This window comes from Colwellia sp. BRX10-9, assembly GCF_014077405.1.
Lineage (GTDB): Bacteria > Pseudomonadota > Gammaproteobacteria > Enterobacterales > Alteromonadaceae > Colwellia_A.
Genome location: NZ_JACGVV010000016.1, coordinates 67,533 through 90,891 on the forward strand (window position 1 = coordinate 67,533; position 23,359 = coordinate 90,891).

Genomic DNA, 23,359 nt, shown 5'->3' on the forward strand with positions numbered 1-23,359 from the left:
AACTTTGTTCAATACACTGTTGGCGATAGCGTTAAGGAAAAGCCGTAAATTTGGTCTAAAGTTACAATTTGTTGTTTATTTATTAATAACTATAATAATAAAGTTCATACAATTCGTTAAAAACCAATAGGTAACGAATTGGCATGACTCATGCTATTAAGCATGCAAACAATATTAACTCATTATAATAATACAGTGGAAAAACCTATGGAAAATGAATTCCCCGGCACTAATAAAGAGCTAACACCGCTCACAAACTCTAATCGTATTCAAGTAATGGACTTACTTCGTGGTTTTGCCTTAATTGGCATTATTATGATGAATATCGAATGGTTTAATCGCCCTGTTAGCGCATTACTGAGCTTTGATTATAGTCTTACTGGCTTCGATTGGGCATCAAGTTGGTTAGTTAAAGTGTTTGTAGAAGGCAAATTTTATAAGTTGTTTTCAATACTTTTTGGTATGGGTTTTGCCATCATGCTCGTTAGGGCGCAAGAGGCAGATCGTAAATTTGGCGCATGGTTTACCCGACGTATGTTGGCATTATTTGTTTTTGGTATGGCGCATTTAATTTTTCTTTGGGGTGGAGATATTATTCACGACTATGCGGTAGGAGGTTTGCTTTTACTGGGGTTTGTTTTACTTTTACGCATTAAAAAATTAGCGCGATTTAATACCCCCGCTACGTTTGCAAAAGTGGGTTTCTCACTATTATTGATGCCGTTATTGGTTTCAATGTTTGCCGCTCTTTATTTTGGTGTTACCCGTGACAACACCGTAATAGCCAACGATTGGCAACAGGAAGTCAGCATTAATCAGCAGCTTGATGTTTTACTGCAACAAGAAAAAGATAATCCAAAAGAAATATGGGTTAGTAAAGATACCGAGATTGAAGACGAAAGTACCTTAATAGCAGCGAGTGCGGCAGTCATCGATAGTGATGTTGAAGCATTAGAAGAAAAAGAAGAAGCTGTACAAGTCGATGAAGATAGCATGACCGACGAAGAGCTTATTATTTATAAAGCTCAACAACGTTTTGAACGAAAACAAAGCCGTGCGCAAGATGAAGCAAAAGAAACAGCAGCTTTTACGCAAACTAGCTATATTGAAGCGACTAAGTACCGAGCTAAAAGCGCCGTTGAAGCTTTAGGTAACACGCCAACCTTTGCCTTCTTTGTTTGTTTACCTCTTTTCATGGTGGGCTATTGGTTAGTCGCTAGTGGCAGAATGAAAAACCCACAACAACACCAAAGTTTCTTCAGTGTTATGTGCTGGGGCGGATTGAGCATTGGCCTACTGTTAAGTATTGCTGGAACTTTTATTAGTCTACACCCAGTGACAAAAAGTGCTATCGAAGTGAGAGCGGGCGGACAAACTATTTTTTATTATGGGCAGTTTGTTCTCTGTGCCGGTTATATTGGCTTGTTTGTAAAATTAGCCAGCAAAGCTTGGTTTATCAAAGGTTTTTCATGGTTGGCACCGTTAGGAAAAATGGCGCTTACTAATTACATCGGTCATTCTATAATCTTAACGACAATATTTTATGGCTATGCTGGTGGTATGTTTGGCCAAATAGCCCGCGGACAACAAATGCTTATTGTCGTCGCGGTGATTTTTGCCCAAGTTGTTTTTTGTACACTATGGTTGAAATTCTTTAGATTTGGCCCGTTAGAATGGTTATGGCGCTCAATTACGTACCTGAAATGGCAACCACTACGCTTAGAAAAAAAACTTGATACAAGTATAGCTTCTTAGGTTTTACTGGGAAAAATTACTGCATAATATGCTGGAATTGTTTAACTGCGATTTCAGCATTTTCACTTTCAGTGATCGCGGTAACAACCGCTATACTGTCAACACCCGTCTGCCAAACACGTTCTGCTCGTTGATGATTAATACCGCCAATGGCTACAACCGGAATATTGCTGGCTAATTTCAATAGCTGTTGTAAGTTATCTACCCCTTGAATTTGTCCGCTCATATTTTTAGTTTTAGTGGGAAATATAGCGCCAATCGCTAAATAAGAGGGTTGTAATTGTTGTGCTAATAAAAATTCATAACAACCATGAGTACTAATACCTAAGTGTAAACCTGACTGATGAATCTTAGTTAAATTAGCGTTTTGTAAATCTTCTTGGCCGATATGCACACCGTAAGCGCGATGCTTTATTGCTAATTGCCAATAATCATTAATAAACAAGCGCGTTTTATACGGCTGACTAATGGCTATGGCTGCAATGATTAGTTTTTCAAGCTCGATGTCCGTCTTATTTTTCAACCGCAGTTGAATAATGTTTAAGCCTAATGGCAATAAACGTTTTAACCAATAAAGTGAGTCAACCACAGGGTAAAGCCCAAGCTTATTATCTGATAGTGCCAACGATGGAAAAGGCGGTAACTGCTGATATTTCTTGACTAGGTTGGATGATATTCTGGGGAAAAAGTCAGCACTATTAGGCCAATGGGTTTGTTCAAATGCACCATAATAATCGGTTTTTTTCATGCTAGCAGTTACCGATTTAGCTAAACCCTGATTAATAAACGCTTTGGTTAAGGTAAAGGCATCACGTAATAAATAGCCGTGTGCTAAAAAAGCCGCTAATGCGCTAGCAAAGGAGCATCCACCACCATGACTGTAAGAAGTATTTATTCGTAGTGAAGAGAGTTGATAACTTATCGATGATTGCTCAACGTGATGTAAACAATAGTCATCACTGACTTGTAAACCATCATTGTCTAACACGGCACTGTGCCCACCTTTTACGATGACGCTGGCGACGCCTAATTCGGCAATTTTTATTGCCAGCTCAACGGGGTTAAGTATCAATAAGTTTGATAATTGTTGCGCTTCCATCAGGTTGGGGGTAATAACATCAATATAGCTGAACAATAGGGTTAAATCTTCTCGCTGTAGTGTCGAAAAACGACCACCGACGCTCGCTTGGCCAACGGGGTCAAAAACGACACTTATTTTTGAGTAGTTAGCTTTAAAGCCCGCTAATAATTCGGTTAACCATGTGACTTGTTCAAGATTGGCTATTAAGCCAATCTTAATGACACTGGGTGGTTTATCACTAATTAATACCTTAGCTTGTTGTTGTAATGTCTCGCTAGCGACCGGATTTATCGAGACAAGGCGGTTAGCGTTTTGTACGGTATTCGCGGTGATCAAATGACAAACTTCAACACCCAAGGCATGACCTGTTTTTATATCGGCGGCAATGCCCGCACCACCGGAGCAATCGCTGCCAGAAATCGTCCATACAATCGGTTTTTCTTTAACACTTTCTGTCATAGGGTTATCCTTGTTGCCTTATTGATGCCAAAAAGGTGTATCTAGGGTTGGCGTTGATCGTCCAGATAGTCGGGTTGTCTTTAACACTTTTTGTCATAGGTTTATCCTTATTACCTTATTACCTTATTACCTTATTGCCTTATTGATGCCAAAAGGGTGTATCTAGGGTTGGGGTTGATGGGTGAGCGGTTTGTCGTTGCTGCATTACACCCGCCATGTATCCTTGCTCGCCAGCGACAATGGCTTGTGCGAAGGCTTTTGCCATCAGTACCGGACTATCTGCCAAGGCAATTGCTGAATTTAATAATACGGCGTCGTAACCCATTTCCATGGCTAGACAAGCATCTGAGGGTTTGCCAATACCCGCATCTAAAATGAGAGTTGCATCTGGAAGCCGCGAACGAATTGTTGCTAAATTATAAGGGTTCATTAGACCCTTACCTGTGCCTATTGGCGATGCCCAAGGCATGATCACCTGACAACCTAAGTCATATAAACGCTGACACACCACGAGATCGTCGGTGCAATAAGGTAGCACTTTAAAACCCTCATTTAACAACTGTTCACTGGCCTTTAATAGCTCGATAGGGTCTGGTTGTAAATTATAGTCATCACCGATAACTTCCAATTTTATCCAATCCGTTTGAAAAATTTCGCGGCTCATTTTTGCTAGGGTTACCGCTTCTTTAGCTGTTTTACAGCCCGCCGTATTGGGTAATAAAAACCCCTGAGTCTCTTTAACAACCTCTTGAATATACTGCCAAATTTTTGCGCCTGACTGTTGCGCAGGGTTTTGGCGTTTTAACGACAAGGTGACAATTTTTGAGCCACTGGCTAAGATCGATTTTTTCATGATCTGTGGCGAAGGATAAAGTGCGCTACCAATTAATAAACGACTATTAACCGCTTGTCCGTATATCATTAGTTCGGTTGAAAATGTCATCATTAACCTCCCTGAATAGGAAACAGTACATCTATACTATCCTCTTGATTAATTGTGGTTTTTTGATAGTCAGCTTTACCAATAAAGTCACCATTAAGGGCTACGGCAAAACTTTGTTTTTGCTGCTCTGGCGTTAAATAATGCAGTAATGCCATTGATATATTGGGGGTTATACTGGCAATGGTGATTACTTGTCCATTGATAAAATAGGTTGTTATAGCTGCTTTAGTATTCATTGATGGCTAACCACTTATGATAAGGAGATTCTGTTAATGAGCGACACTCGAAAAAATGCGCAACGGTAAACTCTAACTGCTTTAACACAACCGGCGCAATAAGGTAGCCGTGGCGAAACAGTCCATTGACCTGGATAAGCCGATTTTGCAGTGATATTTTAGCTTGGTTATCACTAAAAGCAGGTCTTAACTGGCTAATATGTTGATGAATATTGGCTTCAGCAAATCCAGCATGGACACTATAAGCCGCGCTGAGTAATTCCATTGAAGAACGTACCGTCATTGGCGCGCAGTCTTCACTTTCGATTTCAGTTGCTCCCACGACATAAAAACCGTTAGTTTTAGGAGCAATATATAATTGATAGCGAGGGTGCATTAAACGAATAGGCCGCGTAATATTGACTTCAGGGGCAAATAACTGAAATATCTCACCTCGTACTCCTCGTAAATCTTTTAAGGGGGCTGCGGTGTTTTCGCCTGCACTGTTGCGTGCGCCTGCACCGCGACAGTCAATTGCTAAATCAGCAGCAATAATATGCTTTGACGTGTTAGTTTGCTTACTGCCTTTGTTGCCTAGTGGGCTATCCTCATGGTAAGTGACTAAACAGCTCGATTTTTGCTGTTCAATGTTAACGACAGGTGAACTTTCTAACCAAGTAACGCTACTTTTTTCTAGCTGCTTTTGCAGGGCTTTTAGTAATTTACGATTACCTATTTGCCCTTCTTCAGGTAAAAACAACCCATGATTAAAGCGATGAGCTAATTCAGGCTCAAGGGCAAGTATTTGTTGGCGATTCAGTTGCTGTAGCTGATGTTGCGGATAATGATTTTTGATATAAGCCATGAAACGCTGATAATCGCCTTGGTCTTGTTCATGGCTAACCATTAAGGTGCCTGCTTGTTGAAAATAAGTGTAACTGTCTAATTTAGCAAGAATCTCAGGCCAAAGCGCTAATGACTCAAAGCCCATTTCAACAATATTACGATCGCTATGCATAGCTTCACCTAGCGGCGTTAATAAACCGGCAGCAGCATAAGCGGCACTTTGGTGGCCCTGTTTATTATCTTTATCAACCAAGGTCACTTGATGACCTTGATTAACCAAAGACAATGCCATTAAACGACCCACTAATCCTGCGCCAATAACAACGATATTGGCACAGATTTGAGTAGGTTTAGGGAACTGCTGAGAAATAGTCATCGGCTGACTATTTCACCTGATGGTAAATTTCACTACCGGTCGCTTTAAATTCCGCCGACTTTTCAGCCATGCCTTGTGCAATATCGGTTGGCGTTGCATCTAAAACAATGACTTCGTCAAGTAACTGTATTTCTATTTTATTGCTGGCTTCAAGACCCGCGGCATAATCACGTACTTCCTGAGATATTTTCATCGAACAGAATTTTGGCCCACACATAGAGCAGAAGTGGGCAACTTTACCTGATTCTTGTGGCAAGGTTTCATCGTGATAAGCCTTGGCTCTTTCAGGGTCTAAACCGATATTAAATTGATCGTACCAACGAAATTCAAAGCGCGCTTTGCTCATGGCATTATCGCGAATTTGTGCGCCCGGATGACCTTTTGCTAAATCGCCGGCATGGGCTGCAATTTTATAGGTCATTAAACCTTCTTTAACATCTTCTTTATTGGGTAAGCCTAAATGTTCTTTAGGAGTGACATAACAAAGCATGGCACAACCGTACCAACCAATATTAGCGGCGCCAATACCCGAAGTAATATGGTCATAACCCGGTGCAATATCAGTCGTTAACGGACCTAACGTATAAAAAGGTGCTTCACCACAATGTTTAAGCTGCTCGTCCATATTTGCTTTGATCATATGCAGTGGCACATGCCCGGGGCCTTCAATAATCGTTTGTACATCATGCTGCCAAGCAATTTTAGTTAATTCGCCTAAGGTATGTAATTCGGCAAATTGTGCTTCATCGTTGGCATCAGCAACCGAGCCCGGGCGTAAACCGTCGCCGAGTGAAAACGAGACATCGTATTGCTTTAATATTTCACAAATATCTTCAAAGTGGGTGTATAAAAAATTTTCTTTATGATGCGCTAAGCACCACTTCGCCATAATTGAACCACCACGTGAGACAATACCGGTGACACGCTTAGCGGTCATTGGAACATAGCGTAATAATACACCGGCATGAATGGTAAAATAATCAACACCTTGCTCGGCTTGTTCGATAAGGGTGTCGCGGAAAATTTCCCAGGTTAAGTCTTCTGCCACGCCATTTACTTTTTCTAGCGCTTGATAGATAGGCACCGTACCAATGGGCACTGGCGAGTTGCGCATGATCCATTCGCGGGTTTCATGAATATTACGACCCGTTGATAAATCCATTACCGTGTCTGCGCCCCACTTGGTTGACCAAACCAGTTTTTCTACTTCTTCTTCAATGGAAGAGGTCACCGCCGAATTACCAATATTGGCATTTACTTTAATTAAAAAGTTACGACCAATAATCATCGGCTCACATTCTGGGTGGTTAATGTTTACCGGAATAATTGCTCGGCCACGCGCGACTTCATCACGGACAAACTCTGCGGTAATTTGCGCTGGAATACTGGCGCCAAATGACTGACCTTTATGTTGTAGTAGTAAGGTTTTATCTTTGACCTCTTCACGTTTTAAATTTTCACGAATAGCAATATATTCCATTTCAGGGGTAATGATCCCTTGGCGAGCATAGTGCATTTGGGTAACGTTTTGACCTTTTTTAGCAACACGCATTTTAGGTAAGTGTTCAAAGCGTATCGCGTCAACACCATCGTCAGCTAAACGTTGTTGAGCATAAGTAGAGCTATTTGATGTTAAGAGCTCAACATCACCACGACTATCAATCCAACTTTCACGCAGGCGAGGAATACCTTTGTGTACGTCTATCTCGACACTTTCATCGGTATAAAAACCTGAGGTATCGTAGACGCAAAGAGGTTCATTTTTTTCGTAGGTTGGCTTATCTTTATTACCCGCTAATAAAGTATCAGACAAGGTGATTTCGCGCATACCTACCTTGATATCGTGAATTTTACCTTGCACATAAACTTTTTTAGAATTTGGGAATGATTGATCAGAAACGTTTTTTAAGAATGTTTCAGCTTGTTCGCGACGTTCTCTGCGAGTGAGTTTGTTAGCTGGTTTGGTCATTTTTTTGCCTTTTAATAATATGCATTTCGTTATAAATGCACGAATAAAAAAGACGAAGTGTAGAGTGAGGAAAAAATAAAAAAGTGACGAATTAATCCCTTAACTCTTTTATTTTACCTTGTTCCCTTACGCAGATATTAATCTGATCAGGTTCTACGGATCCCGCTTTCGCGATCTCAGCTTTGAATATTTCTTTAGAAATAATCTCAGCACTCCGACAAGTAATTGTGGTGATTCTATCGTATTAGTTTCAAAATACGCAATCATAATGTTGTATTTGGTTATAATTAATTTTTAGATAACGATGTGAGTCGTTGACAGATCTTACCCTTTTTAGGGTTCACAATTTATATTACACAATGCTAGTATATTGTATACGAGAGAGTGTTAGGACAATAACAATGATAAAAAAACGGATAACGACTTCACTTGCTGGCTTAGTTTGCGCTATGGTTTTTGCTGGGCATGTTAGCGCGAGTAATTGGCAACAAGAAAGTGGCAAAGTAACGCACCAAGAAAAATTACGGGGTACTATTACACCAGAAAGAAAGTGGTGGGATTTAATTCATTATCATCTTAATGTAAAAGTTGACCCTGAAACTAAGCTTTTTTCAGGTAAAAACACCATGACTTATAAGGTGTTAGCTAAAGGTGAACGTTTACAAATAGAACTACAGGCGCCAATGAAGCTTGAGAAAGTACACCAAAATGGTAAGGCGCTTGAAGTAGAGCAAGATGGCTATTCTTATTTTATTACCCCAGCCAGTAAGCAAGAAATAGGCTCGGAGCAGAAGATAACTATGTACTTCTCTGGACAGCCCGTTACCGCAAAAAACGCCCCATGGGATGGCGGTATTACTTGGAAGAAAGACAGTAATGGCCTCGACTTTATTGCCACTTCAAATCAAGGCATTGGCTCTAGTATTTGGTGGCCAAATAAAGATCATCCTGCCGACGAGCCTAACAATGGCGTGTTAATCAGCGTTGAAGTGCCAGAACATTTAATGGATGTGTCTAATGGTCGATTAATTAAAGTTGAAGACAATAAAGTTGATAAAACAAAAATTTATCATTGGCAAGTTGTGAATCCTATTAATAATTATGGGGTCAATATTAACATTGGTGACTATGTTCATTTTGGTGAAAAGTATCAAGGTGAAAAAGGTCAGCTTGATATGGACTACTATGTTTTACGGGAAAACTTAGCGAAAGCAAGAAAACAGTTTAAAGAAGCAAAACGAACCATTGAAGCGTTCGAGCATTGGTTTGGTCCTTATCCGTTTTATGAAGACAGTTATAAACTGGTGGAAGCACCATATTTGGGGATGGAGCATCAAAGTTCGGTGACTTATGGTAATGGTTATCAAAATGGTTATTTAGGGCGTGATAGAAGTAGTACTGGCCCAGGATTATTATTTGATTTTATTATTGTTCATGAATCAGGTCATGAGTGGTTTGCCAATAACATCACCAATAAAGATGTTGCCGATATGTGGATCCATGAGAGCTTTACTAACTATTCAGAAAGTTTATTTTTAGAGTATCATTTCACCAAAGAGCAAGCCTTTGAATACGTTCGTGGTCAACGGATGAATATTGGTAATCAATCCCCTATTATTGGCGAATATAATGCTAATCGCGGTGGGTCTGGTGATATGTACGATAAAGGTGGCAATATGCTGCATACCATTCGCCAAGTGATTAATAATGATAGAAAATGGCGAGAAATACTCCGTGGACTAGGTAAAGTTTTTTATCATCAAACAGTGACTACCCAAGATATTGAAAACTACATTAGCACACAATCAGGTATCGACTTAAGTAAGGTATTTGATCAATATTTACGTGATATACGTATTCCCACTTTCGAATATTTTATCAAAGATAAAGTGATGAAAATTCGTTGGGGTAACGTGGTTAAGGGTTTTGATATGCCGTTACGCGTCACTATTGCCGGTAAAACACAGTGGCTGGCACCAACAGCAACTTGGACTACTGTTGAACTTGAGCAGGAAAATCCAAATATAGCCGTTGATGCTAACTTTTATATTTCGACACTCAGTGTTTTAGGTCATTAGTTTTAAAAGTTAACGGTATAAAATTAAAAAGGAGAGCTTATTGCTCTCCTTATACGTCAACGGTCAGTTAGATATTGCGCTTAAAAAGCGTATTTAAAACCAACAGAAAGTAATTTAGTACCGTCATACGTTTCATAAGAGGCTTCAACGCTCACTTTTTTATTGAGGCTATAACCAACACCAGCGCCGAAACCAAACTCCCATGAATCATCAGACGCTGATTCGCCACGGTAGCTTGCTTTGAGGTCTAAGTTTGCATAAGACGGCATCACATAAACATATGCGCGATTGTTGAAGTCGTATTGACCACGCAAAGACAAAGCGAGTAAGCTTTCTACTTCAATTTTAGCACCGTAAAGTGAGTCGTCACCAACACCAGAACCGAGACGAAGTTCAGGCATCAAGTAAAAATTTTTCGCTGAATTTTCAATTTTATATGCCACTGAGCCATAGATAAAGTTCAAAGAAATATCGTCGCCATCAGAGCTATCAGATAACTGACCGAATCCACCGCCCACTTGCCAATCAGCAGCTACGGCTGTTAGGGAAAGACTGAAAAGAGTGAGTGCAATAGCGGTTTTCTTAAACATAATAAATCCTTTATTTTATTTGGGTTAACTTTAGGTTAAATTAAGGTGAAGATTTCGCGCAGAGCTTAACACCAAGATATTTTTTGTTCAATAATCTTTAATAAATTATAGTCTGGCACTTGGCAATTAATAACATCAGTGGCAATATCTAACGATGAATAAACATTTTTTTATCTCTTCAAAACTTTATTTACTTGGACTTATAGCACTATTATTGTGGGTTTTTTGCTTACCGGTTGCAAAAAGTTATGCAATGAAAAGTGAGAGCACAGCAAAGCTATGTCAGCGCTCGCCATCATCATGCCTAGAAAAAGTTAATATTGAATTAACCCAAGTACAGCCGAAAAGCCGCATCTGGTTTAGCTTAATGCAATTCAAATTATCCTCGCTATTTATTTTGCAACACAGTGATGAGCTTTACCAAGAAACAAAGCGTTGGATAAACGATGAAGACCTACCGATCCCTTTTCAAGTCACTCTTTATATGTATTATGCTAAGTGTTTACTTAGTCATGGCGACTTAGTAGAAGGGAAGCGTTATATTTATAAAGCAAAAGCACAATTAGCAATAATGAATGAAGTTTATCCATCTCCAATTAAACTTATTGAAATTGCTAACTTACAAATGTTTATTGGTGAGTTACCTGAAGCCTATGAGTCACTTAATGCTTTAAAAGAAAAATATAAAAACAGTCATAATCCGCAGTTTATGATGGATCTTTTTGGTCATTTAGGGCACGTCGCTAGGCAACTTGAATTGTATGATGAAGCGCTTGCTCACTGGTATGCAACCGTTCCTTGGAGTTATAAATATGGCAATGAACAACAAATAGCGACAGTACATTTTAATTTAGCGCAAGCACAACAACACGCTGAACAATTCTCATTGGCTGAAAAAAGTTATTTAGCCGCAATTAAGCATGCTGACATTGCTTTAGATGTTGTGAAAGCCTCTCATGCAAAATTGTACTTAGCCGAAATAAAGTTGCTGGGCGGTGATAAAGAACAAGCCGAGGAGCTATTACTGGCCATTAACGAAGAACTCTTAGCGCCAAACCTGCTATTAAAGCTTAATGACCTTAAGGGTGAATTATAAAACCTTTAAGAGGGAGTCGATAAGAAAGCATACTGCAAAAAGGTTTGATAAATCCTTATGGTGAATATCTCGCCATCATAGTAAAGCCCAATTTATTAATCGGGTTAACATAATTTTATCCATTTCAATAGGCTGTTATTCCTGATATTTATCCACTATCATTGTCTTTAAAGAATGTAATCAGGTCAATTCATATGTCAGCAGTTACGCAAAAACTAAACACCATCAAATCTAAAGCTGCAATTGCTTGGGGGCCCAATAAACCCTTAACAATTGAAGAAATTGATGTAGAACTTCCCAAAAAAGGCGAGGTTCTCGTTAAAATCATCGCTTCAGGCGTTTGTCATACAGATGCTTTCACGCTTTCAGGCGAAGACCCTGAAGGAATATTTCCAGTCATTTTAGGGCATGAAGGTGGCGGAATTGTTGAACAAATAGGTGAGGGTGTCACCAGTGTTGCGGTTGGCGATCATGTCATTCCTTTATACACACCTGAGTGTGGTGAGTGTAAATTCTGTAAATCGGGTAAAACCAACCTGTGTCAAAAAATTCGCGAAACCCAAGGTAAAGGCTTAATGCCTGATGGCACCTCGAGATTTTCATTAAACGGCAAAGCTATATTTCACTATATGGGCTGTTCTACTTTCTCTGAATATACTGTTTTACCTGAAATATCTTTAGCGAAAGTTAACCCTAAAGCACCGCTTGAAGAAGTGTGTTTATTGGGTTGCGGAGTAACTACCGGCATGGGCGCAGTCATGAATACGGCGAAAGTTGAAGTAGGTGATACCGTGGCTATTTTTGGTTTAGGTGGTATTGGTTTGTCGGCTATTATTGGCGCTGCTATGGCGAAAGCAAGCCGTATTATTGCGATTGATATCAACGAAAGTAAATTTGAGTTAGCCAAAAAGCTGGGTGCAACAGACTGTATTAATCCCAAAGATTACGATAAACCTATTCAAGACGTTATTGTTGAATTAACCGATGGCGGAGTTGACTACTCTTTTGAATGTATCGGTAATGTTAATGTGATGCGTTCGGCCTTAGAGTGTTGTCATAAAGGCTGGGGTGAGTCTATTATTATTGGTGTTGCTGGCGCAGGACAAGAGATTTCAACTCGCCCATTTCAACTGGTTACTGGTCGAGTATGGCGTGGTACTGCCTTTGGTGGGGTGAAAGGTCGTAGTGAGTTACCTGAGTATGTTGAACGCTATCTTGCCGGTGAATTTGCTTTAAACGACTTTATTACCCATACCATGTCGTTAGAAAAAATTAATGAGGCCTTTGAATTAATGCACGAAGGTAAGAGTATTCGTAGTGTTATTCATTTTTACCATTCGTAAGTACCTAAAAGGTTGAAGATCATGTTAGAAAAAATTAGCAGTAATAAAATGTTTGGTGGCGTTCAAGAGCATTTCCAACATCATGCTGAAAGTCTAAAATGTCCGATGCGTTTCGCTATTTATTTACCTGAGGGTGCCAGCAAGCATTCACCAGTGCCGGTTTTATATTGGCTTTCAGGACTGACCTGTACCGATGAAAACTTTGTACAGAAATCAGGAGGACAGCGCATGGCATCGGCACTCGGTATAGCCATTGTTTGTCCTGATACCAGCCCGCGCGGGGATGATGTTGCCGATGATGAAAACCAGTCTTACGATCTAGGGTTAGGTGCGGGTTTCTATATAAATGCCACCGAGAAACCTTGGTCTACTCATTATAAAATGTATGATTATATTGTTAATGAATTGCCAGCGTTAATTGCAGAAAACTTTCCTGTATCGAGTAAAAAATCAATCAGTGGTCATTCAATGGGTGGGCATGGCGCGTTAACGATAGCGCTAAAAAATCCTGATAAATATTGTTCGGTATCTGCTTTTAGCCCCATAGCTAATCCAATTAATAGCCCTTGGGGACAAAAAGCGTTTAGCGCTTATTTAGGTGATGATAAAGCTTTATGGCAGCAACATGATGCAAGCGTGTTGATGAAAGCAAGTACACAGCATATACCGGCATTGGTTGATCAAGGTTTAGCCGATGACTTTTTGCACGAGCAACTTCAGCCAGAATCATTGATTTCAGCGGCGCTGAGTAATAACTATCCACTAATACTTAACCAACATCAGGGATATGATCACAGTTACTTTTTCATCGCCAGTTTTATTGAAAGTCACTTATGTTTCCATGCGAAACATTTGGGGCAATCTTAATGTTTACAGTTATTTCACCTGAACATTTTAAGACTATCCCATGGAAAAATGGCCAAGGTGAAACTATTGAATTGGCGATTAATGACGGCGGTACTTTAGCTGACTTTATTTGGCGCTTGAGTATGGCGAATGTTGTTGAAGATGGGGTCTTTTCTGATTTTTCAGGTTATCAGCGTAATCTCATTCTCATTGCCGGTAAGGGCATTAATTTACAATACGATAACCGTAAAACTGATCAGTTGAATAATATCCTCGATGTCGCCAATTTTGATGGGGGTTGTCGAACCGTTGGACATTTACCTGCAGGCGAAATTACCGATTTTAATATTATTACCGATAAAGAAAAGTGCTCGGCCGTTGTGGAAACCTTGCTAGCTCAACAAACAGTTGAACTTAAAGCTGCAGACTTATGCTTTGTTTACAGTTTATCGGGTGCATTCCAGTTAACGTCATACCAAAATCACCAAATAATAAAGGCAGGGCATTTATTGAAATTGAATACCCTTAAAGCAGGGGAGATGACGATTACAGGACAAAAGCTGATCGTGGTTTACTTAACGCAAAATACCTAGGCAAAATTTAGTGACAGCAGGTGTTTATCGCTGAAAATAGTCATTTAAACTTTTATTTCAGCGATAATGTTTTTTCTGTTTTAGAGTATGGAGATATTAATAAAAATTCAATGCACAGGACGTTAAAATGAAAGCACACCATTTAGTCAAAGTATTCGCCTTGTTGCTGATATTCTCACCGTTTGCTAATGCTGAGAATACTGCTGACAATAGCCGCAAGTTACCTATCGACGAAAGCTCAACCACAAAACATAGTACTAAGGTTAATGGTAAGAAATTCGACTACACTGCCACTACAGGTACTCAACCCGTATGGGACAGTGAGGGTAACCCAACCGCCAGTTTGTTTTATACCTATTACCAACGCAGCGATGTTAAGAATAAAAGTGCACGACCTTTATTAATTTCTTTTAACGGCGGCCCAGGTTCAGCATCTGTTTGGATGCATGTTGCCTACACCGGCCCACGTGTTTTAAATGTTGATGACGAAGGATATCCATTGCAGCCTTACGGTGTTAAGACCAATGACTATTCAATTTTAGATGTTGCCGATATTGTTTTTGTTAACCCAGTTAATACGGGTTATTCACGAGTTTTACCCGACAAAGAGGGCAAGATGCCTTCGAAAGAACAACAAAAATCGATGTTTTTTGGTGTCAATGCCGACATCAAATATCTAGCAGATTGGGTCAATACTTTTGTGACCCGGAATGAGCGCTGGCGTTCACCAAAATATTTAATCGGTGAAAGTTATGGTACTACCCGTGTTTCAGGTTTAGCTTTAGAACTACAATCACGTCAGTGGATGTATTTAAATGGTGTGATTCTCGTGTCGCCAACCGATATTGGTATTAAGCGTGACGGACCAGTAAAGGCCGCAAATCGCCTACCTTATTTTGCAGCTGCTGCCTGGTATCACCAAGCACTAAAGAGCGATTTACAGCAAAAAGACTTATTGGATATTTTGCCTGAAGTTGAAAAGTTTACTATTGAGCAATACATACCTGCACTCGCTAAAGGTGGCTTTATTAGCCCAGCAGAAAAACAGGCGATAGCTGAAAAAGTTTCTTATTATTCAGGACTTTCGGTCACTGAAGTATTACGCAGTAATTTAGATATTAGCGCTTCCTATTTTTGGAAAGAACTATTACGTGACCGTGAGCAAACAATTGGTCGTTTAGATTCTCGTTACTTAGGTATTGACGAGAAAACAACCGGTTCACGTCCTGACTACAATGCGGAATTAACGTCATGGCTGCACAGTTTCACGCCCGCCATTAATTACTATTTACGCGAAGAGTTAAACTATAAAACAGACATTAAATATAATATGTTCGGTGATGTACATCCGTGGGATCGCACTAACAATAATACCGGTAAAAATTTACGTTTAGCGATGGCACAAAACCCTTATTTAAATGTCATGTTCCAAGCCGGTTACTACGATGGTGCGACTAACTATTTTGATGCTAAGTACACTATGTGGCAGTTAGATCAAAGTGGTAAAATGCAAGACCGTTTGTCTTTTAAAGGCTACCGCAGTGGTCATATGATGTACCTTCGCTATGAAGATTTAAAAGCGGCGAATGATGATATTCGCCAATTTATTAAAGCGTCTTTACCTGATAATAAACAAGCCGCTAAATACAAAGCTGCTTCGCCACGATAAATTATCTTAGCACTTAAAAGCAAGCCGATTAAGTTATCATTTATAACTTAATCGGCTAATATGTTATTCCTCTTCATCTACTTCTTTAAATCTTTTTGCCACATCATTTTTCTTATAAACCTGCTCCATAATAGGTTCAAAAGAGTTAGGGTGGATATTACCAATAATATTGACAAATACCGCCTCATTATCTGAAAGTGACAGTACAACTAAACCATCAATTACTTCACCGTTTGACTTGATGAACATCAGTGAGTAATCAGTTGATTCATCATCATTCATTCTTACTACATGTTGCCAACCATCGGCACGTAAATTAGCTTGAGTTTCAATGAAATTATCTTTAAACAACTCACTGTTTTTTTCAACGTTATAAACACTTATACGAACACCATCTACGTCATCCAATAAAGCATCAATTTCAGGGGCTTCATCGGCATCAATAACCCAACGTGCTGTGCCAATGGCTAATGGACCTAAAGACAAGTTTATTTCGCTGTCAGCTTGCCACCAATAAGGTGATTCAATATCGGCATAGCCAGCATGACTATGAAGTCCCCCTGCGGTAATGCCGCACCCGGTTAAGAAAAAGCTTGCTGCAATTGCTAATAGCAAGGTCACTTTCTTTAAAAAATAGTGAGATAGTTTCATGGTTTACTCGTTATTTTAAGTCAATATCAATGTTAAGTGATTTGGTTACTTTATTAATTTGTGCCGGGTCTATTTCACCAACAATGTTAATGAATACCGCTTCTCGGCCGTCCTTATCACTTTTATTGTTAATAACCATAACCACTAAACCATCCATAAGGTCATCAGTGATTTTGGTGAATACTCGTACCTTTTCATCTTCTTCATTGACCGATACAATAGGTAACCAGTTTTTAGATTGAATATCTTTGCTGACTTTTGCGATTAAATCTATTGCCGGTTGATCGCTACCTTTCATATTATAGATTTGTACACGAACAGCTTTTAATTTGCTGATTAACTCTGATGCTTCTGGATCAGACAGATTAATTTTGCTAATAAAACCTAACATGGTTTTATTTAAATTAACCATCACTTTAGGTTCACCATAAACTGAGTTAAGGCTGGCAAAGTCTACATAACCTCGCTCTTTTGTAATGTCATCGGCAAAAGCTGAACTGCTCATTAATAATGATGAACTAAATAAAATAAGTGCTGATAATAATTTTTTCATGATGTTTCCTTAAAATGATTAAGTGGTTTAAATAAACCTTGGTTCAATGGTTGTTGTATATTTTCGTCAAATGTTTGCTTTATTTGCTCTGTTGATATTTTTTTAGCGAATGATATATATTGCAAAGCGATTGCTAACTCTTGCTCAGCATGTTGTATCTCTGCCAGTGATGGATGTTTATTTATAGGATCACTTAGTATATTGGTGTTGAGTAAAGCGATAGCGGTAACGGTTGCGGCTAGCGCACTAAGTTTTTTCCAGCTAGGCGTAAAGTAGCCAAAAATCACATGGCTGCTTTTTTCAGTTTTGCTAATGCCCTGTAACTTGTTTTTCAAATCGGCTGATAAAGGCTGCAAACCTATGTCATTTAAATGTTGTTCAATATGTAACGCTGTTTCCAACTCAGCAATTTGTTGGTTACTAAGTTGTTCATTAGTTAATTCACTGCTCTCGGACAATACTCTTGCTAGCACGCGGGTGTCAGCTGAAAGGTCATTGTTCGCTAAAAAATCATCTAATGGTTTCTGCCATGATTCTTTATTATTCATGGGTATACCCCTTTAAATTATTTCGCAATTCACGTCGTGCACGATGTAAATAGACTTTTACTTGGCTGGTGGTTAAGTTAAGTGATTTCGCCGCAATACTTTGGCTGTTTTGTTGTACATCACATAACATAATCAACGAACTATAGGGTTCTTTTAAACAAGCAATCGCCTCACTTAACCAACGACTTAATTGTTGGTGCTGTAAATTCCCTGCCGGTTCTTCATGTTTTTGTGTCACTTGATGCTCTTCTTCAACTTGGCTGAATTCCTTACGCTTACGCAATTTATCAATACAAGCATTACGGGTTACCGTAGATAGCCAAGCCGATACTTTTTCAATATCTACTTGTTGGATGTTATTCCATAAACGCGTAAAAACATCTTGTGTAATATCTTCCGCTTCATGTTTATCACGTAAAATATACAAGGCTAACGAATAGATTCGTTGCTGATGTTGTTCGAGTATTTTATTAAATTTATTTCCTTTCATAGTTATAATTACGCACTACTTTGCGAAAGGTTACAAATTAAGTATCTTATTTTTAATTTATTATTAAAAAGAGTCGCCAAAGTGATTGGTATGATAAGTAGATTCAATATAACTAATAGGGTAGGGTTTCTTGAAATAAACTGGTTAATCAATGTGTTATCGTTAATAAATGAATCTGTGGATAAAATGATATTAAGTTAAAAAATTTTTATGAATAAGCTTAATTGAGTCGATTAAAGACAATTTTTAGTGATGGCCATTATAATTGCGACAGGTGATTTTTATATTTCATTGAATTTTAGGCATAAAAAAACCGATGAAAACAAGTTCATCGGCTGGATAGCTTTGGGGAAGCTAAAATATAAAATTATTACAACAGGTGCTCACTAAAAGAGAACAAAAACATTATAGAGTAACAACTCTATAAGTGTAAAGTAAAAAGTGAAGTAATTACTCAGTTTTTTGTTTTTTTCGGTTTTTGTTGCTTTAGTGGTTAATCATCACCACCGAATTTAGAATACAATTTCATGGTGCTATCGGTCACGAAGATGTGCTGAGTGATTATTGCGAGCATCAGCAATTAAAGCGACGACATAATTTAAGCCATTGCAATAAACTCTTTGCTTGAAGACATTAAAAACAGGTGTAAATTATTAACCCATGATTTTGGAGGAATAACCTTGCCAAAAAATTGTTATTTTGGGATCAAATTGACTACATCTTTCTTTAATACATGAATATATTGTCAAAATATCTCTTATAGCTGAGGACTCCATAAATGTTGAAGTATATGTGTCATATGTTTAGCTTTTTACCGTGAGTGTCTGATTAATTGCTGCAATTAATCAGCAAGAAATAATATGTAGTCCAATAGTAATCTCCCTATTCATCCCAAACGAGTTTAAATAATTATTAAATTTATAATAATTTAAACTAAAAATTATTATGTAAGAATAACCCATTAATTACATAGGTGGGTGCATATGAATCAAGCTTTCAACAATAGCAAAGAAGAAAATTTATTTTTTCTTAATTTTGCCAAAGAGCTAATTGATGAATCAATTTTGTTCATTGAACGTAATGATCTTTCTCCGCTGTGTATTCATATTGAATATTTACGAGTTCTATGTAACGACTTTGATTCTCGATTTGGAAAGTTACTTTCTGAAGACAAAATATGTGACGGTAATGAATCACTATTCCACAAATTCTGAAACGTAGCTAGCTCATCGTAGAACAAATTATACATTATTACTGGGGGCAGTAATACAGTCGGCTAATACTCAAAATCATAAAAGAGTTAACCTTCTGAGTTCAAGGATGAACTACTTTAATTTAATCCAGTAATAGATGTAAAAAAGGGAGAAAAACAACATGGATATAACAAATAACATCATATCAGAACCTTGTGAAATGTATTGTAGTAAATGTCCTTTAAGCTTCATTCGCAACGTGAAGTATGACGTATCAATTTCTACTACTGATCAATCAATTAATATCGAGAAACAAAATATAAAGTTTTCCAGCAGATCTTTTAGAGTGTTGTGTGCATTATTAAGGCAAAAAGAAAAAACATTGAGTTTCCATTATTTACAGCAATATGGCTGGCCAGATTCTAATGTTGTTAGAAATAACTTAACTGTTGCTATATCTGAAATAAGAACTCTCTTGAGGCATACGAATCTACGAATTGAAAATGTTAGAGGCCATGGTTACGTATTAACTACTGCAGATAGTGAGTCAATCTATAATGGGATCCAGTATGCATATATTAGATGAGTTTACTATTAATACACATGTATGGGGGGAAGTTAACATTGCCCCGAGGTTAGAGGCGATCATGACGACTATTGATGATTGCGAAAACGCTGAGCTGCTTTGTACTATAACACGTATAAATAGCGTCATACCACCCGCTATATTTTTTAAATGCTTAACCGAATACGAGCATGTTAAATTATTTAGGCTAATTCTAAGTAATATTGCAAAAGAGCCTAAAAATAGAAAATACCGAATTAGTCTTAATACTCCTATAGAAGTCATTCGAAATTTTAGCGAATTTTTCCCATTATTTAATAGTTTTGAGTATCAGAAATATGCCCTAGAAATATTAGAAAATGATGTCAATAAATTTGATTATTTTGAATTGGGGGTATTAGAAATAATAAATGATTTTCCAAATGTTAATCTATGGCTAGATGACTTTGGCACTAGTCAATCAAATTTCGACATCGTCAACTCAAATAAAATCACTTTTAGTGTTATTAAAGTATCCAAAGAACTTTTTTGGTCTCTATTACCTGAGGACCTATTATTTCTTGACAGTTTATTACGTTATTTAGCAAAACACCATAACGTTATCGTTGAAGGAATAGAGTCAAATAAGCATGTGGAGTTAGTTTCAAAAATTCCAAATGTACTGATGCAAGGGTATTATTTCTCACAAGCTAAGAAGACTATAAATGTATAGGGTAACTAAAGATAAAATCATCAAAGAATTTGAATTATTAACCCAATATATGAATGATGATGAATTATTGAAAATAAACCTTCACTTGCTGAAATTAGACGAATGTGCTGATGATGTTACAAAATTAGAACCAAGTTATCAGAGTTTATGTTTATTTTTAATGGAACTCGTTGTTCAAAAAAATAAAATATCAAAAATAAAAAATTCCAATGGAATAAACTTGATAACGGATGAAGAAAAATATTTTTTAAGTTCTTTATATGATTAGAGAATATAATGAAAGGTACATATTTACTTTAAATTATTGGTCTCCAAATAAGTATTATCTGTACCAGCCAATAAGTTGTTTTCATTAGTTTTTCCATCACCATAAATAATAAGTTGTTTAAAAAAACATGGGATTATTGACGAAATACAAGAACTATAAGCAACATTGGCTAATCCTTGGTAAAACTCAATATCGTTGATCAACAAGCAATCAAAATAATCTAATTCGTCTTTTTTAAGAGACAATATATTAAACCCAGTTAACCAAAGCTCTGTATTATATTCATTAGCCAATTTTTGTAATTGGCCTCTTTGAGTAGCAGTAAGTAAAGCTAGACAATTTGCAGTTATATTGATCACTAAATTAATACCGCTAGAGCTTTTAATTATTTGTACAAGTTTTTCGAAGCTGCAAAGCATTTTAGGCACTTTAATGTATAATGGAAAGGTGGTGTCTAGTATTAATTCAACTTGTTTGAAGATTTTTTCTAATGTGAGAATTACTTGAAAAATGTTTAAGCTATCTATGTATAAATCTAAAGAGATTTGCTCTGCTATATTGGTAATATAAAAAACTTCACAATATAAACAAACCTTATTGTTTTGTGTAGAGATACCGAATTTCTTTATAATAAAATCAGCATTCTTAATGGTAAATTCGAGTGTGTCTTCCATTTGATAAGTGTTTAATAAACATAAAAAAATATTTAAGCCTATTAAACATCATCCTTGATAAAAAAAAATTATTATAAAATTTATAATTTTAATCCGTAGCCCTCTTTACGATAGTTTTCAATTTTTATTAAAGAGCTGCTAAATGATATACGTAAATCATAAATTGCAACATTTAGGTTGTTTCCAACAACATCTGATTCAGGCCAAACATACTCACTGAGGAACTCTCTTGATAATATAGTTCCTGAATAACGTGTTAGCGCACACATTAATCGAAAGCCATGCTGGGTCAACTTATGTTGTTGGCCATTAACGTCAAATATTCTTCTATCTTGAGTTTCATTGATCCCTTGAACCGATAGCTTCTCATAAGGAAATAATGGACAATATTTACATCGATTATTGCAGGTATTTATAGATGTATTTTTTGTGAGAAAGTATTTACTTTGTTTTTCGATATCAGTTAAATCAATGAAAGTTAAACTACTCACAATACACCCCCACTATTAAATCAGTTGTGATAATAAAACTTCTTTCTTTCAAGGTGTTTGTGACTTCATATCGATTGTGTGAAAGCTTCTTTATAATTTTGACATATGACCCTTGTAAGGTTTTCACTCTTGTATCTATGGGAAATACGCCCATAAATTCAATCAATTTTCCAACTAATCTAGGATCTAACATCGTACCAGATACCTTAGTTAGCTCTGTAAGCGCAGAGTAAGTATCTAGTGCTTTTTTATAGTGCCGATTCCTCGTAAGGGCCTCGTATGTACAAACGACGGTTAACATTCGAGAATACAAGTTTATATTTCTCTTTGATAGGCCGCATGGGTAACCGTTACCATTATAATATTCATGATGCGAAGCAATAACATCACAAATAAAGTCAGGGAAATCTTCAGATTTTCGTATTAACGCGACACCTATATCTGTATGTGTATGTAAATGAAGTATTTCATTTTCAGATAATTTTTCCGCTTTATTAAAATGTATGGGTAAATTAATCATCCCGATGTCGTGTAACAAGGCTGCACAACCAAGCTCTAATAATTTATCTTTTTTGATGCCTATATATTTACATAAAGTAATATAAAGTATTAAAACCCGCACTGACTTTTGAGCTATTGTTGGCGCGTTACTCCGTATAGTATTTAAATATAAATAGGTGTTTTTATCAGCTAGCACTTGTATAACTAAATGATTAACCATTAATTGAATTTTATAAGAATTTATATATGCGTTTTTACTGATATTATTAAAAACTAAGTTGAGTAATTTGAATGAATGTTCGATTTTTTTGTGAGCAACTCTCTCATTTTCAATACTAAATGAATAATTCTCAATACGTTTGTGCGCATAGTTAACATTGGAATCAATATACACAAAATCACATAAATTACGTAATTTAGTTAATTGTTTTTCAGATTTTATAACAAAATTGTGCAGAATATAGGGGGTTTCTAACCAAGTACGGTCGAGTTTCACAACCTTCATCCCAATCTTGACGAGGTGTGTTTGTATTTTTTTCATAGTATCTTTTTTAATATCCATATTGACATTAATGTCAATAATAGTGAGTGAAATTCACCCAGTTTTTATTTAAAATTAGATACCATCCCATTGGTAATACGCCCATCCATTTGGCGAAAAAAATAATATATAAAATATTGCTTTTAGTCAAATCTTTTTTATCTATTTTCATTTGAAAAAAATTAACAAGACACTCATCCTAAATTGAACAAGTTTTCCCTTTGTACTACGCTAAAGTAATCAAGCTACTTTATCTTAGGTGAGTTATGGCCACGCCAAGGAAGCAACAAATCAGTTTAGTAGACACACCTTA

The 23,359-nt window shown here is 37.2% G+C and carries 24 protein-coding genes and 1 riboswitch; of the genes, 11 read left to right on the top strand and 13 right to left on the bottom strand.

All coding sequences use genetic code 11. From position 1 onward, the window contains the following. The first annotated feature begins 207 nt into the window (after nt 1-207). Nucleotides 208-1,755, top strand: coding sequence for a DUF418 domain-containing protein (locus H4J69_RS11130; protein WP_182244388.1), 1,548 nt, complete (start codon nt 208-210; stop codon nt 1,753-1,755). A gap of 16 nt (nt 1,756-1,771) precedes the next feature. On the opposite strand, the gene thiE is transcribed toward H4J69_RS11130, so the two are convergent. The 5 genes from thiE to thiC all read right to left on the bottom strand — a co-directional run bounded on the left by thiE (nt 1,772) and on the right by thiC (nt 7,644). Continuing rightward, a complete protein-coding gene (gene thiE / locus H4J69_RS11135; protein WP_182244389.1) occupies nt 1,772-3,295 on the bottom strand; it encodes a thiamine phosphate synthase in 1,524 nt (507 codons plus the stop codon). Nucleotides 3,296-3,434: 139 nt separating this feature from the next. Further along, on the bottom strand, nt 3,435-4,238 hold the full coding sequence (locus H4J69_RS11140; protein WP_182244394.1) for a thiazole synthase: 804 nt from the start codon (nt 4,236-4,238) through the stop codon (nt 3,435-3,437). 2 nt (nt 4,239-4,240) lie between these two features. Further along, nucleotides 4,241-4,474, bottom strand: coding sequence for a sulfur carrier protein ThiS (thiS, locus tag H4J69_RS11145; protein WP_182214512.1), 234 nt, complete (start codon nt 4,472-4,474; stop codon nt 4,241-4,243). Further along, nucleotides 4,464-5,675, bottom strand: coding sequence for an FAD-dependent oxidoreductase (locus H4J69_RS11150; RefSeq protein WP_220467862.1), 1,212 nt, complete (start codon nt 5,673-5,675; stop codon nt 4,464-4,466). The genes thiS and H4J69_RS11150 overlap by 11 nt, the downstream gene beginning before the upstream one ends. Nucleotides 5,676-5,682: 7 nt before the next feature. Beyond that, nucleotides 5,683-7,644 carry a phosphomethylpyrimidine synthase ThiC gene (gene thiC, locus H4J69_RS11155; protein WP_182221338.1) on the bottom strand — a complete coding sequence of 654 codons (1,962 nt, stop codon included), beginning with the start codon at nt 7,642-7,644 and terminating at the stop codon, nt 5,683-5,685. Between the two features lie 105 nt (nt 7,645-7,749). Continuing rightward, a riboswitch (TPP riboswitch) is annotated at nt 7,750-7,871 on the bottom strand. Between the two features lie 174 nt (nt 7,872-8,045). On the opposite strand from thiC, the gene H4J69_RS11160 reads away from it, so the two are divergent. Further along, nucleotides 8,046-9,722: a M1 family metallopeptidase gene (locus H4J69_RS11160; protein WP_220467863.1), complete on the top strand. Its 1,677-nt coding sequence runs from the start codon at nt 8,046-8,048 to the stop codon at nt 9,720-9,722. An 80-nt stretch (nt 9,723-9,802) separates the two neighbouring features. Here H4J69_RS11160 and H4J69_RS11165 read toward each other — a convergent pair whose 3' ends face one another. Then, nucleotides 9,803-10,312, bottom strand: coding sequence for an outer membrane beta-barrel protein (locus H4J69_RS11165; protein ID WP_182214509.1), 510 nt, complete (start codon nt 10,310-10,312; stop codon nt 9,803-9,805). Nucleotides 10,313-10,466: 154 nt separating this feature from the next. Between H4J69_RS11165 and H4J69_RS11170 the strand changes: the two genes are divergently transcribed. The 5 genes from H4J69_RS11170 (at nt 10,467) to H4J69_RS11190 (ending at nt 15,859) form a co-directional block, all read left to right on the top strand. Continuing rightward, on the top strand, nt 10,467-11,408 hold the full coding sequence (locus tag H4J69_RS11170; RefSeq protein ID WP_182214507.1) for a tetratricopeptide repeat protein: 942 nt from the start codon (nt 10,467-10,469) through the stop codon (nt 11,406-11,408). Between the two features lie 194 nt (nt 11,409-11,602). Next, nucleotides 11,603-12,751, top strand: coding sequence for an S-(hydroxymethyl)glutathione dehydrogenase/class III alcohol dehydrogenase (locus H4J69_RS11175; RefSeq protein ID WP_220467864.1), 1,149 nt, complete (start codon nt 11,603-11,605; stop codon nt 12,749-12,751). Between the two features lie 21 nt (nt 12,752-12,772). Beyond that, entirely contained in the window at nt 12,773-13,618 is an 846-nt protein-coding gene (gene fghA / locus H4J69_RS11180; RefSeq protein ID WP_182214506.1) for an S-formylglutathione hydrolase, read from the top strand. Further along, the gene (locus H4J69_RS11185; protein WP_182221336.1) at nt 13,618-14,190 is read left to right on the top strand and encodes a HutD family protein; all 573 of its coding nucleotides are present in this window, start codon (nt 13,618-13,620) and stop codon (nt 14,188-14,190) included. The genes fghA and H4J69_RS11185 overlap by 1 nt, the downstream gene beginning before the upstream one ends. Nucleotides 14,191-14,317: 127 nt before the next feature. Further along, nucleotides 14,318-15,859, top strand: coding sequence for a S10 family peptidase (locus H4J69_RS11190; protein ID WP_182221335.1), 1,542 nt, complete (start codon nt 14,318-14,320; stop codon nt 15,857-15,859). Between the two features lie 63 nt (nt 15,860-15,922). Here the strand turns inward: H4J69_RS11190 and H4J69_RS11195 are convergent, their stop codons facing one another. The 4 genes from H4J69_RS11195 to H4J69_RS11210 are packed head-to-tail and all read right to left on the bottom strand — an operon-like array spanning nt 15,923 to nt 18,101. After that, the gene (locus tag H4J69_RS11195) at nt 15,923-16,510 is read right to left on the bottom strand and encodes a DUF4252 domain-containing protein (RefSeq protein ID WP_182244390.1); all 588 of its coding nucleotides are present in this window, start codon (nt 16,508-16,510) and stop codon (nt 15,923-15,925) included. A 10-nt stretch (nt 16,511-16,520) separates the two neighbouring features. Next, the gene (locus H4J69_RS11200; protein WP_182175201.1) at nt 16,521-17,063 is read right to left on the bottom strand and encodes a DUF4252 domain-containing protein; all 543 of its coding nucleotides are present in this window, start codon (nt 17,061-17,063) and stop codon (nt 16,521-16,523) included. Further along, entirely contained in the window at nt 17,060-17,611 is a 552-nt protein-coding gene (locus tag H4J69_RS11205; RefSeq protein WP_182244391.1) for a hypothetical protein, read from the bottom strand. Before H4J69_RS11205 ends, H4J69_RS11200 begins: the two co-directional genes overlap by 4 nt. Further along, nucleotides 17,604-18,101 (bottom strand): RNA polymerase sigma factor, encoded by a 498-nt coding sequence (locus H4J69_RS11210; protein WP_182230351.1) that lies wholly within the window; start codon nt 18,099-18,101, stop codon nt 17,604-17,606. Before H4J69_RS11210 ends, H4J69_RS11205 begins: the two co-directional genes overlap by 8 nt. A 983-nt stretch (nt 18,102-19,084) precedes the next feature. Between H4J69_RS11210 and H4J69_RS11215 the strand changes: the two genes are divergently transcribed. The 4 genes from H4J69_RS11215 to H4J69_RS11230 all read left to right on the top strand — a co-directional run bounded on the left by H4J69_RS11215 (nt 19,085) and on the right by H4J69_RS11230 (nt 20,839). Further along, nucleotides 19,085-19,315, top strand: coding sequence for a hypothetical protein (locus H4J69_RS11215; RefSeq protein ID WP_182214494.1), 231 nt, complete (start codon nt 19,085-19,087; stop codon nt 19,313-19,315). A gap of 199 nt (nt 19,316-19,514) precedes the next feature. Further along, nucleotides 19,515-19,880 (top strand): helix-turn-helix domain-containing protein, encoded by a 366-nt coding sequence (locus tag H4J69_RS11220; RefSeq protein WP_182214616.1) that lies wholly within the window; start codon nt 19,515-19,517, stop codon nt 19,878-19,880. Further along, complete coding sequence (locus H4J69_RS11225) at nt 19,864-20,571, top strand: EAL domain-containing protein (RefSeq protein ID WP_182214493.1); 708 nt, start codon at nt 19,864-19,866, stop codon at nt 20,569-20,571. Before H4J69_RS11220 ends, H4J69_RS11225 begins: the two co-directional genes overlap by 17 nt. Continuing rightward, nucleotides 20,564-20,839, top strand: coding sequence for a hypothetical protein (locus H4J69_RS11230; RefSeq protein ID WP_182214491.1), 276 nt, complete (start codon nt 20,564-20,566; stop codon nt 20,837-20,839). Before H4J69_RS11225 ends, H4J69_RS11230 begins: the two co-directional genes overlap by 8 nt. Before the next feature lie 23 nt (nt 20,840-20,862). Here the strand turns inward: H4J69_RS11230 and H4J69_RS11235 are convergent, their stop codons facing one another. The 3 genes from H4J69_RS11235 to H4J69_RS11245 all read right to left on the bottom strand — a co-directional run bounded on the left by H4J69_RS11235 (nt 20,863) and on the right by H4J69_RS11245 (nt 23,046). Next, nucleotides 20,863-21,513 carry a hypothetical protein gene (locus H4J69_RS11235; protein WP_182214489.1) on the bottom strand — a complete coding sequence of 217 codons (651 nt, stop codon included), beginning with the start codon at nt 21,511-21,513 and terminating at the stop codon, nt 20,863-20,865. 80 nt (nt 21,514-21,593) lie between these two features. Next, nucleotides 21,594-22,004 carry a winged helix-turn-helix domain-containing protein gene (locus tag H4J69_RS20370; protein ID WP_182214488.1) on the bottom strand — a complete coding sequence of 137 codons (411 nt, stop codon included), beginning with the start codon at nt 22,002-22,004 and terminating at the stop codon, nt 21,594-21,596. Continuing rightward, entirely contained in the window at nt 21,997-23,046 is a 1,050-nt protein-coding gene (locus H4J69_RS11245; RefSeq protein WP_182244392.1) for an HD domain-containing phosphohydrolase, read from the bottom strand. The genes H4J69_RS20370 and H4J69_RS11245 overlap by 8 nt, the downstream gene beginning before the upstream one ends. Nucleotides 23,047-23,359 lie beyond the last annotated feature (313 nt).

What these genes read in the sequence shown, in the direction of transcription:
- H4J69_RS11225 (WP_182214493.1), top strand. Translation starts at nt 19,864, where the DNA reads ATGCATATATTAGATGAGTTTACTATTAATACACATGTATGGGGGGAA.
- H4J69_RS11245 (WP_182244392.1), bottom strand. Translation starts at nt 23,046, where the DNA reads ATGAAAAAAATACAAACACACCTCGTCAAGATTGGGATGAAGGTTGTG.
- H4J69_RS11175 (WP_220467864.1), top strand. Translation starts at nt 11,603, where the DNA reads ATGTCAGCAGTTACGCAAAAACTAAACACCATCAAATCTAAAGCTGCA.
- H4J69_RS11210 (WP_182230351.1), bottom strand. Translation starts at nt 18,101, where the DNA reads ATGAAAGGAAATAAATTTAATAAAATACTCGAACAACATCAGCAACGA.
- H4J69_RS11195 (WP_182244390.1), bottom strand. Translation starts at nt 16,510, where the DNA reads ATGAAACTATCTCACTATTTTTTAAAGAAAGTGACCTTGCTATTAGCA.
- H4J69_RS11220 (WP_182214616.1), top strand. Translation starts at nt 19,515, where the DNA reads ATGTATTGTAGTAAATGTCCTTTAAGCTTCATTCGCAACGTGAAGTAT.
- H4J69_RS11230 (WP_182214491.1), top strand. Translation starts at nt 20,564, where the DNA reads ATGTATAGGGTAACTAAAGATAAAATCATCAAAGAATTTGAATTATTA.
- H4J69_RS11235 (WP_182214489.1), bottom strand. Translation starts at nt 21,513, where the DNA reads ATGGAAGACACACTCGAATTTACCATTAAGAATGCTGATTTTATTATA.
- thiS (WP_182214512.1), bottom strand. Translation starts at nt 4,474, where the DNA reads ATGAATACTAAAGCAGCTATAACAACCTATTTTATCAATGGACAAGTA.
- H4J69_RS11150 (WP_220467862.1), bottom strand. Translation starts at nt 5,675, where the DNA reads ATGACTATTTCTCAGCAGTTCCCTAAACCTACTCAAATCTGTGCCAAT.
- thiE (WP_182244389.1), bottom strand. Translation starts at nt 3,295, where the DNA reads ATGACAGAAAGTGTTAAAGAAAAACCGATTGTATGGACGATTTCTGGC.
- H4J69_RS11170 (WP_182214507.1), top strand. Translation starts at nt 10,467, where the DNA reads ATGAATAAACATTTTTTTATCTCTTCAAAACTTTATTTACTTGGACTT.
- thiC (WP_182221338.1), bottom strand. Translation starts at nt 7,644, where the DNA reads ATGACCAAACCAGCTAACAAACTCACTCGCAGAGAACGTCGCGAACAA.
- H4J69_RS11130 (WP_182244388.1), top strand. Translation starts at nt 208, where the DNA reads ATGGAAAATGAATTCCCCGGCACTAATAAAGAGCTAACACCGCTCACA.
- H4J69_RS11215 (WP_182214494.1), top strand. Translation starts at nt 19,085, where the DNA reads ATGAATCAAGCTTTCAACAATAGCAAAGAAGAAAATTTATTTTTTCTT.
- H4J69_RS11185 (WP_182221336.1), top strand. Translation starts at nt 13,618, where the DNA reads ATGTTTACAGTTATTTCACCTGAACATTTTAAGACTATCCCATGGAAA.
- H4J69_RS11190 (WP_182221335.1), top strand. Translation starts at nt 14,318, where the DNA reads ATGAAAGCACACCATTTAGTCAAAGTATTCGCCTTGTTGCTGATATTC.
- H4J69_RS11200 (WP_182175201.1), bottom strand. Translation starts at nt 17,063, where the DNA reads ATGAAAAAATTATTATCAGCACTTATTTTATTTAGTTCATCATTATTA.
- fghA (WP_182214506.1), top strand. Translation starts at nt 12,773, where the DNA reads ATGTTAGAAAAAATTAGCAGTAATAAAATGTTTGGTGGCGTTCAAGAG.
- H4J69_RS11165 (WP_182214509.1), bottom strand. Translation starts at nt 10,312, where the DNA reads ATGTTTAAGAAAACCGCTATTGCACTCACTCTTTTCAGTCTTTCCCTA.
- H4J69_RS11205 (WP_182244391.1), bottom strand. Translation starts at nt 17,611, where the DNA reads ATGAATAATAAAGAATCATGGCAGAAACCATTAGATGATTTTTTAGCG.
- H4J69_RS11140 (WP_182244394.1), bottom strand. Translation starts at nt 4,238, where the DNA reads ATGACATTTTCAACCGAACTAATGATATACGGACAAGCGGTTAATAGT.
- H4J69_RS11160 (WP_220467863.1), top strand. Translation starts at nt 8,046, where the DNA reads ATGATAAAAAAACGGATAACGACTTCACTTGCTGGCTTAGTTTGCGCT.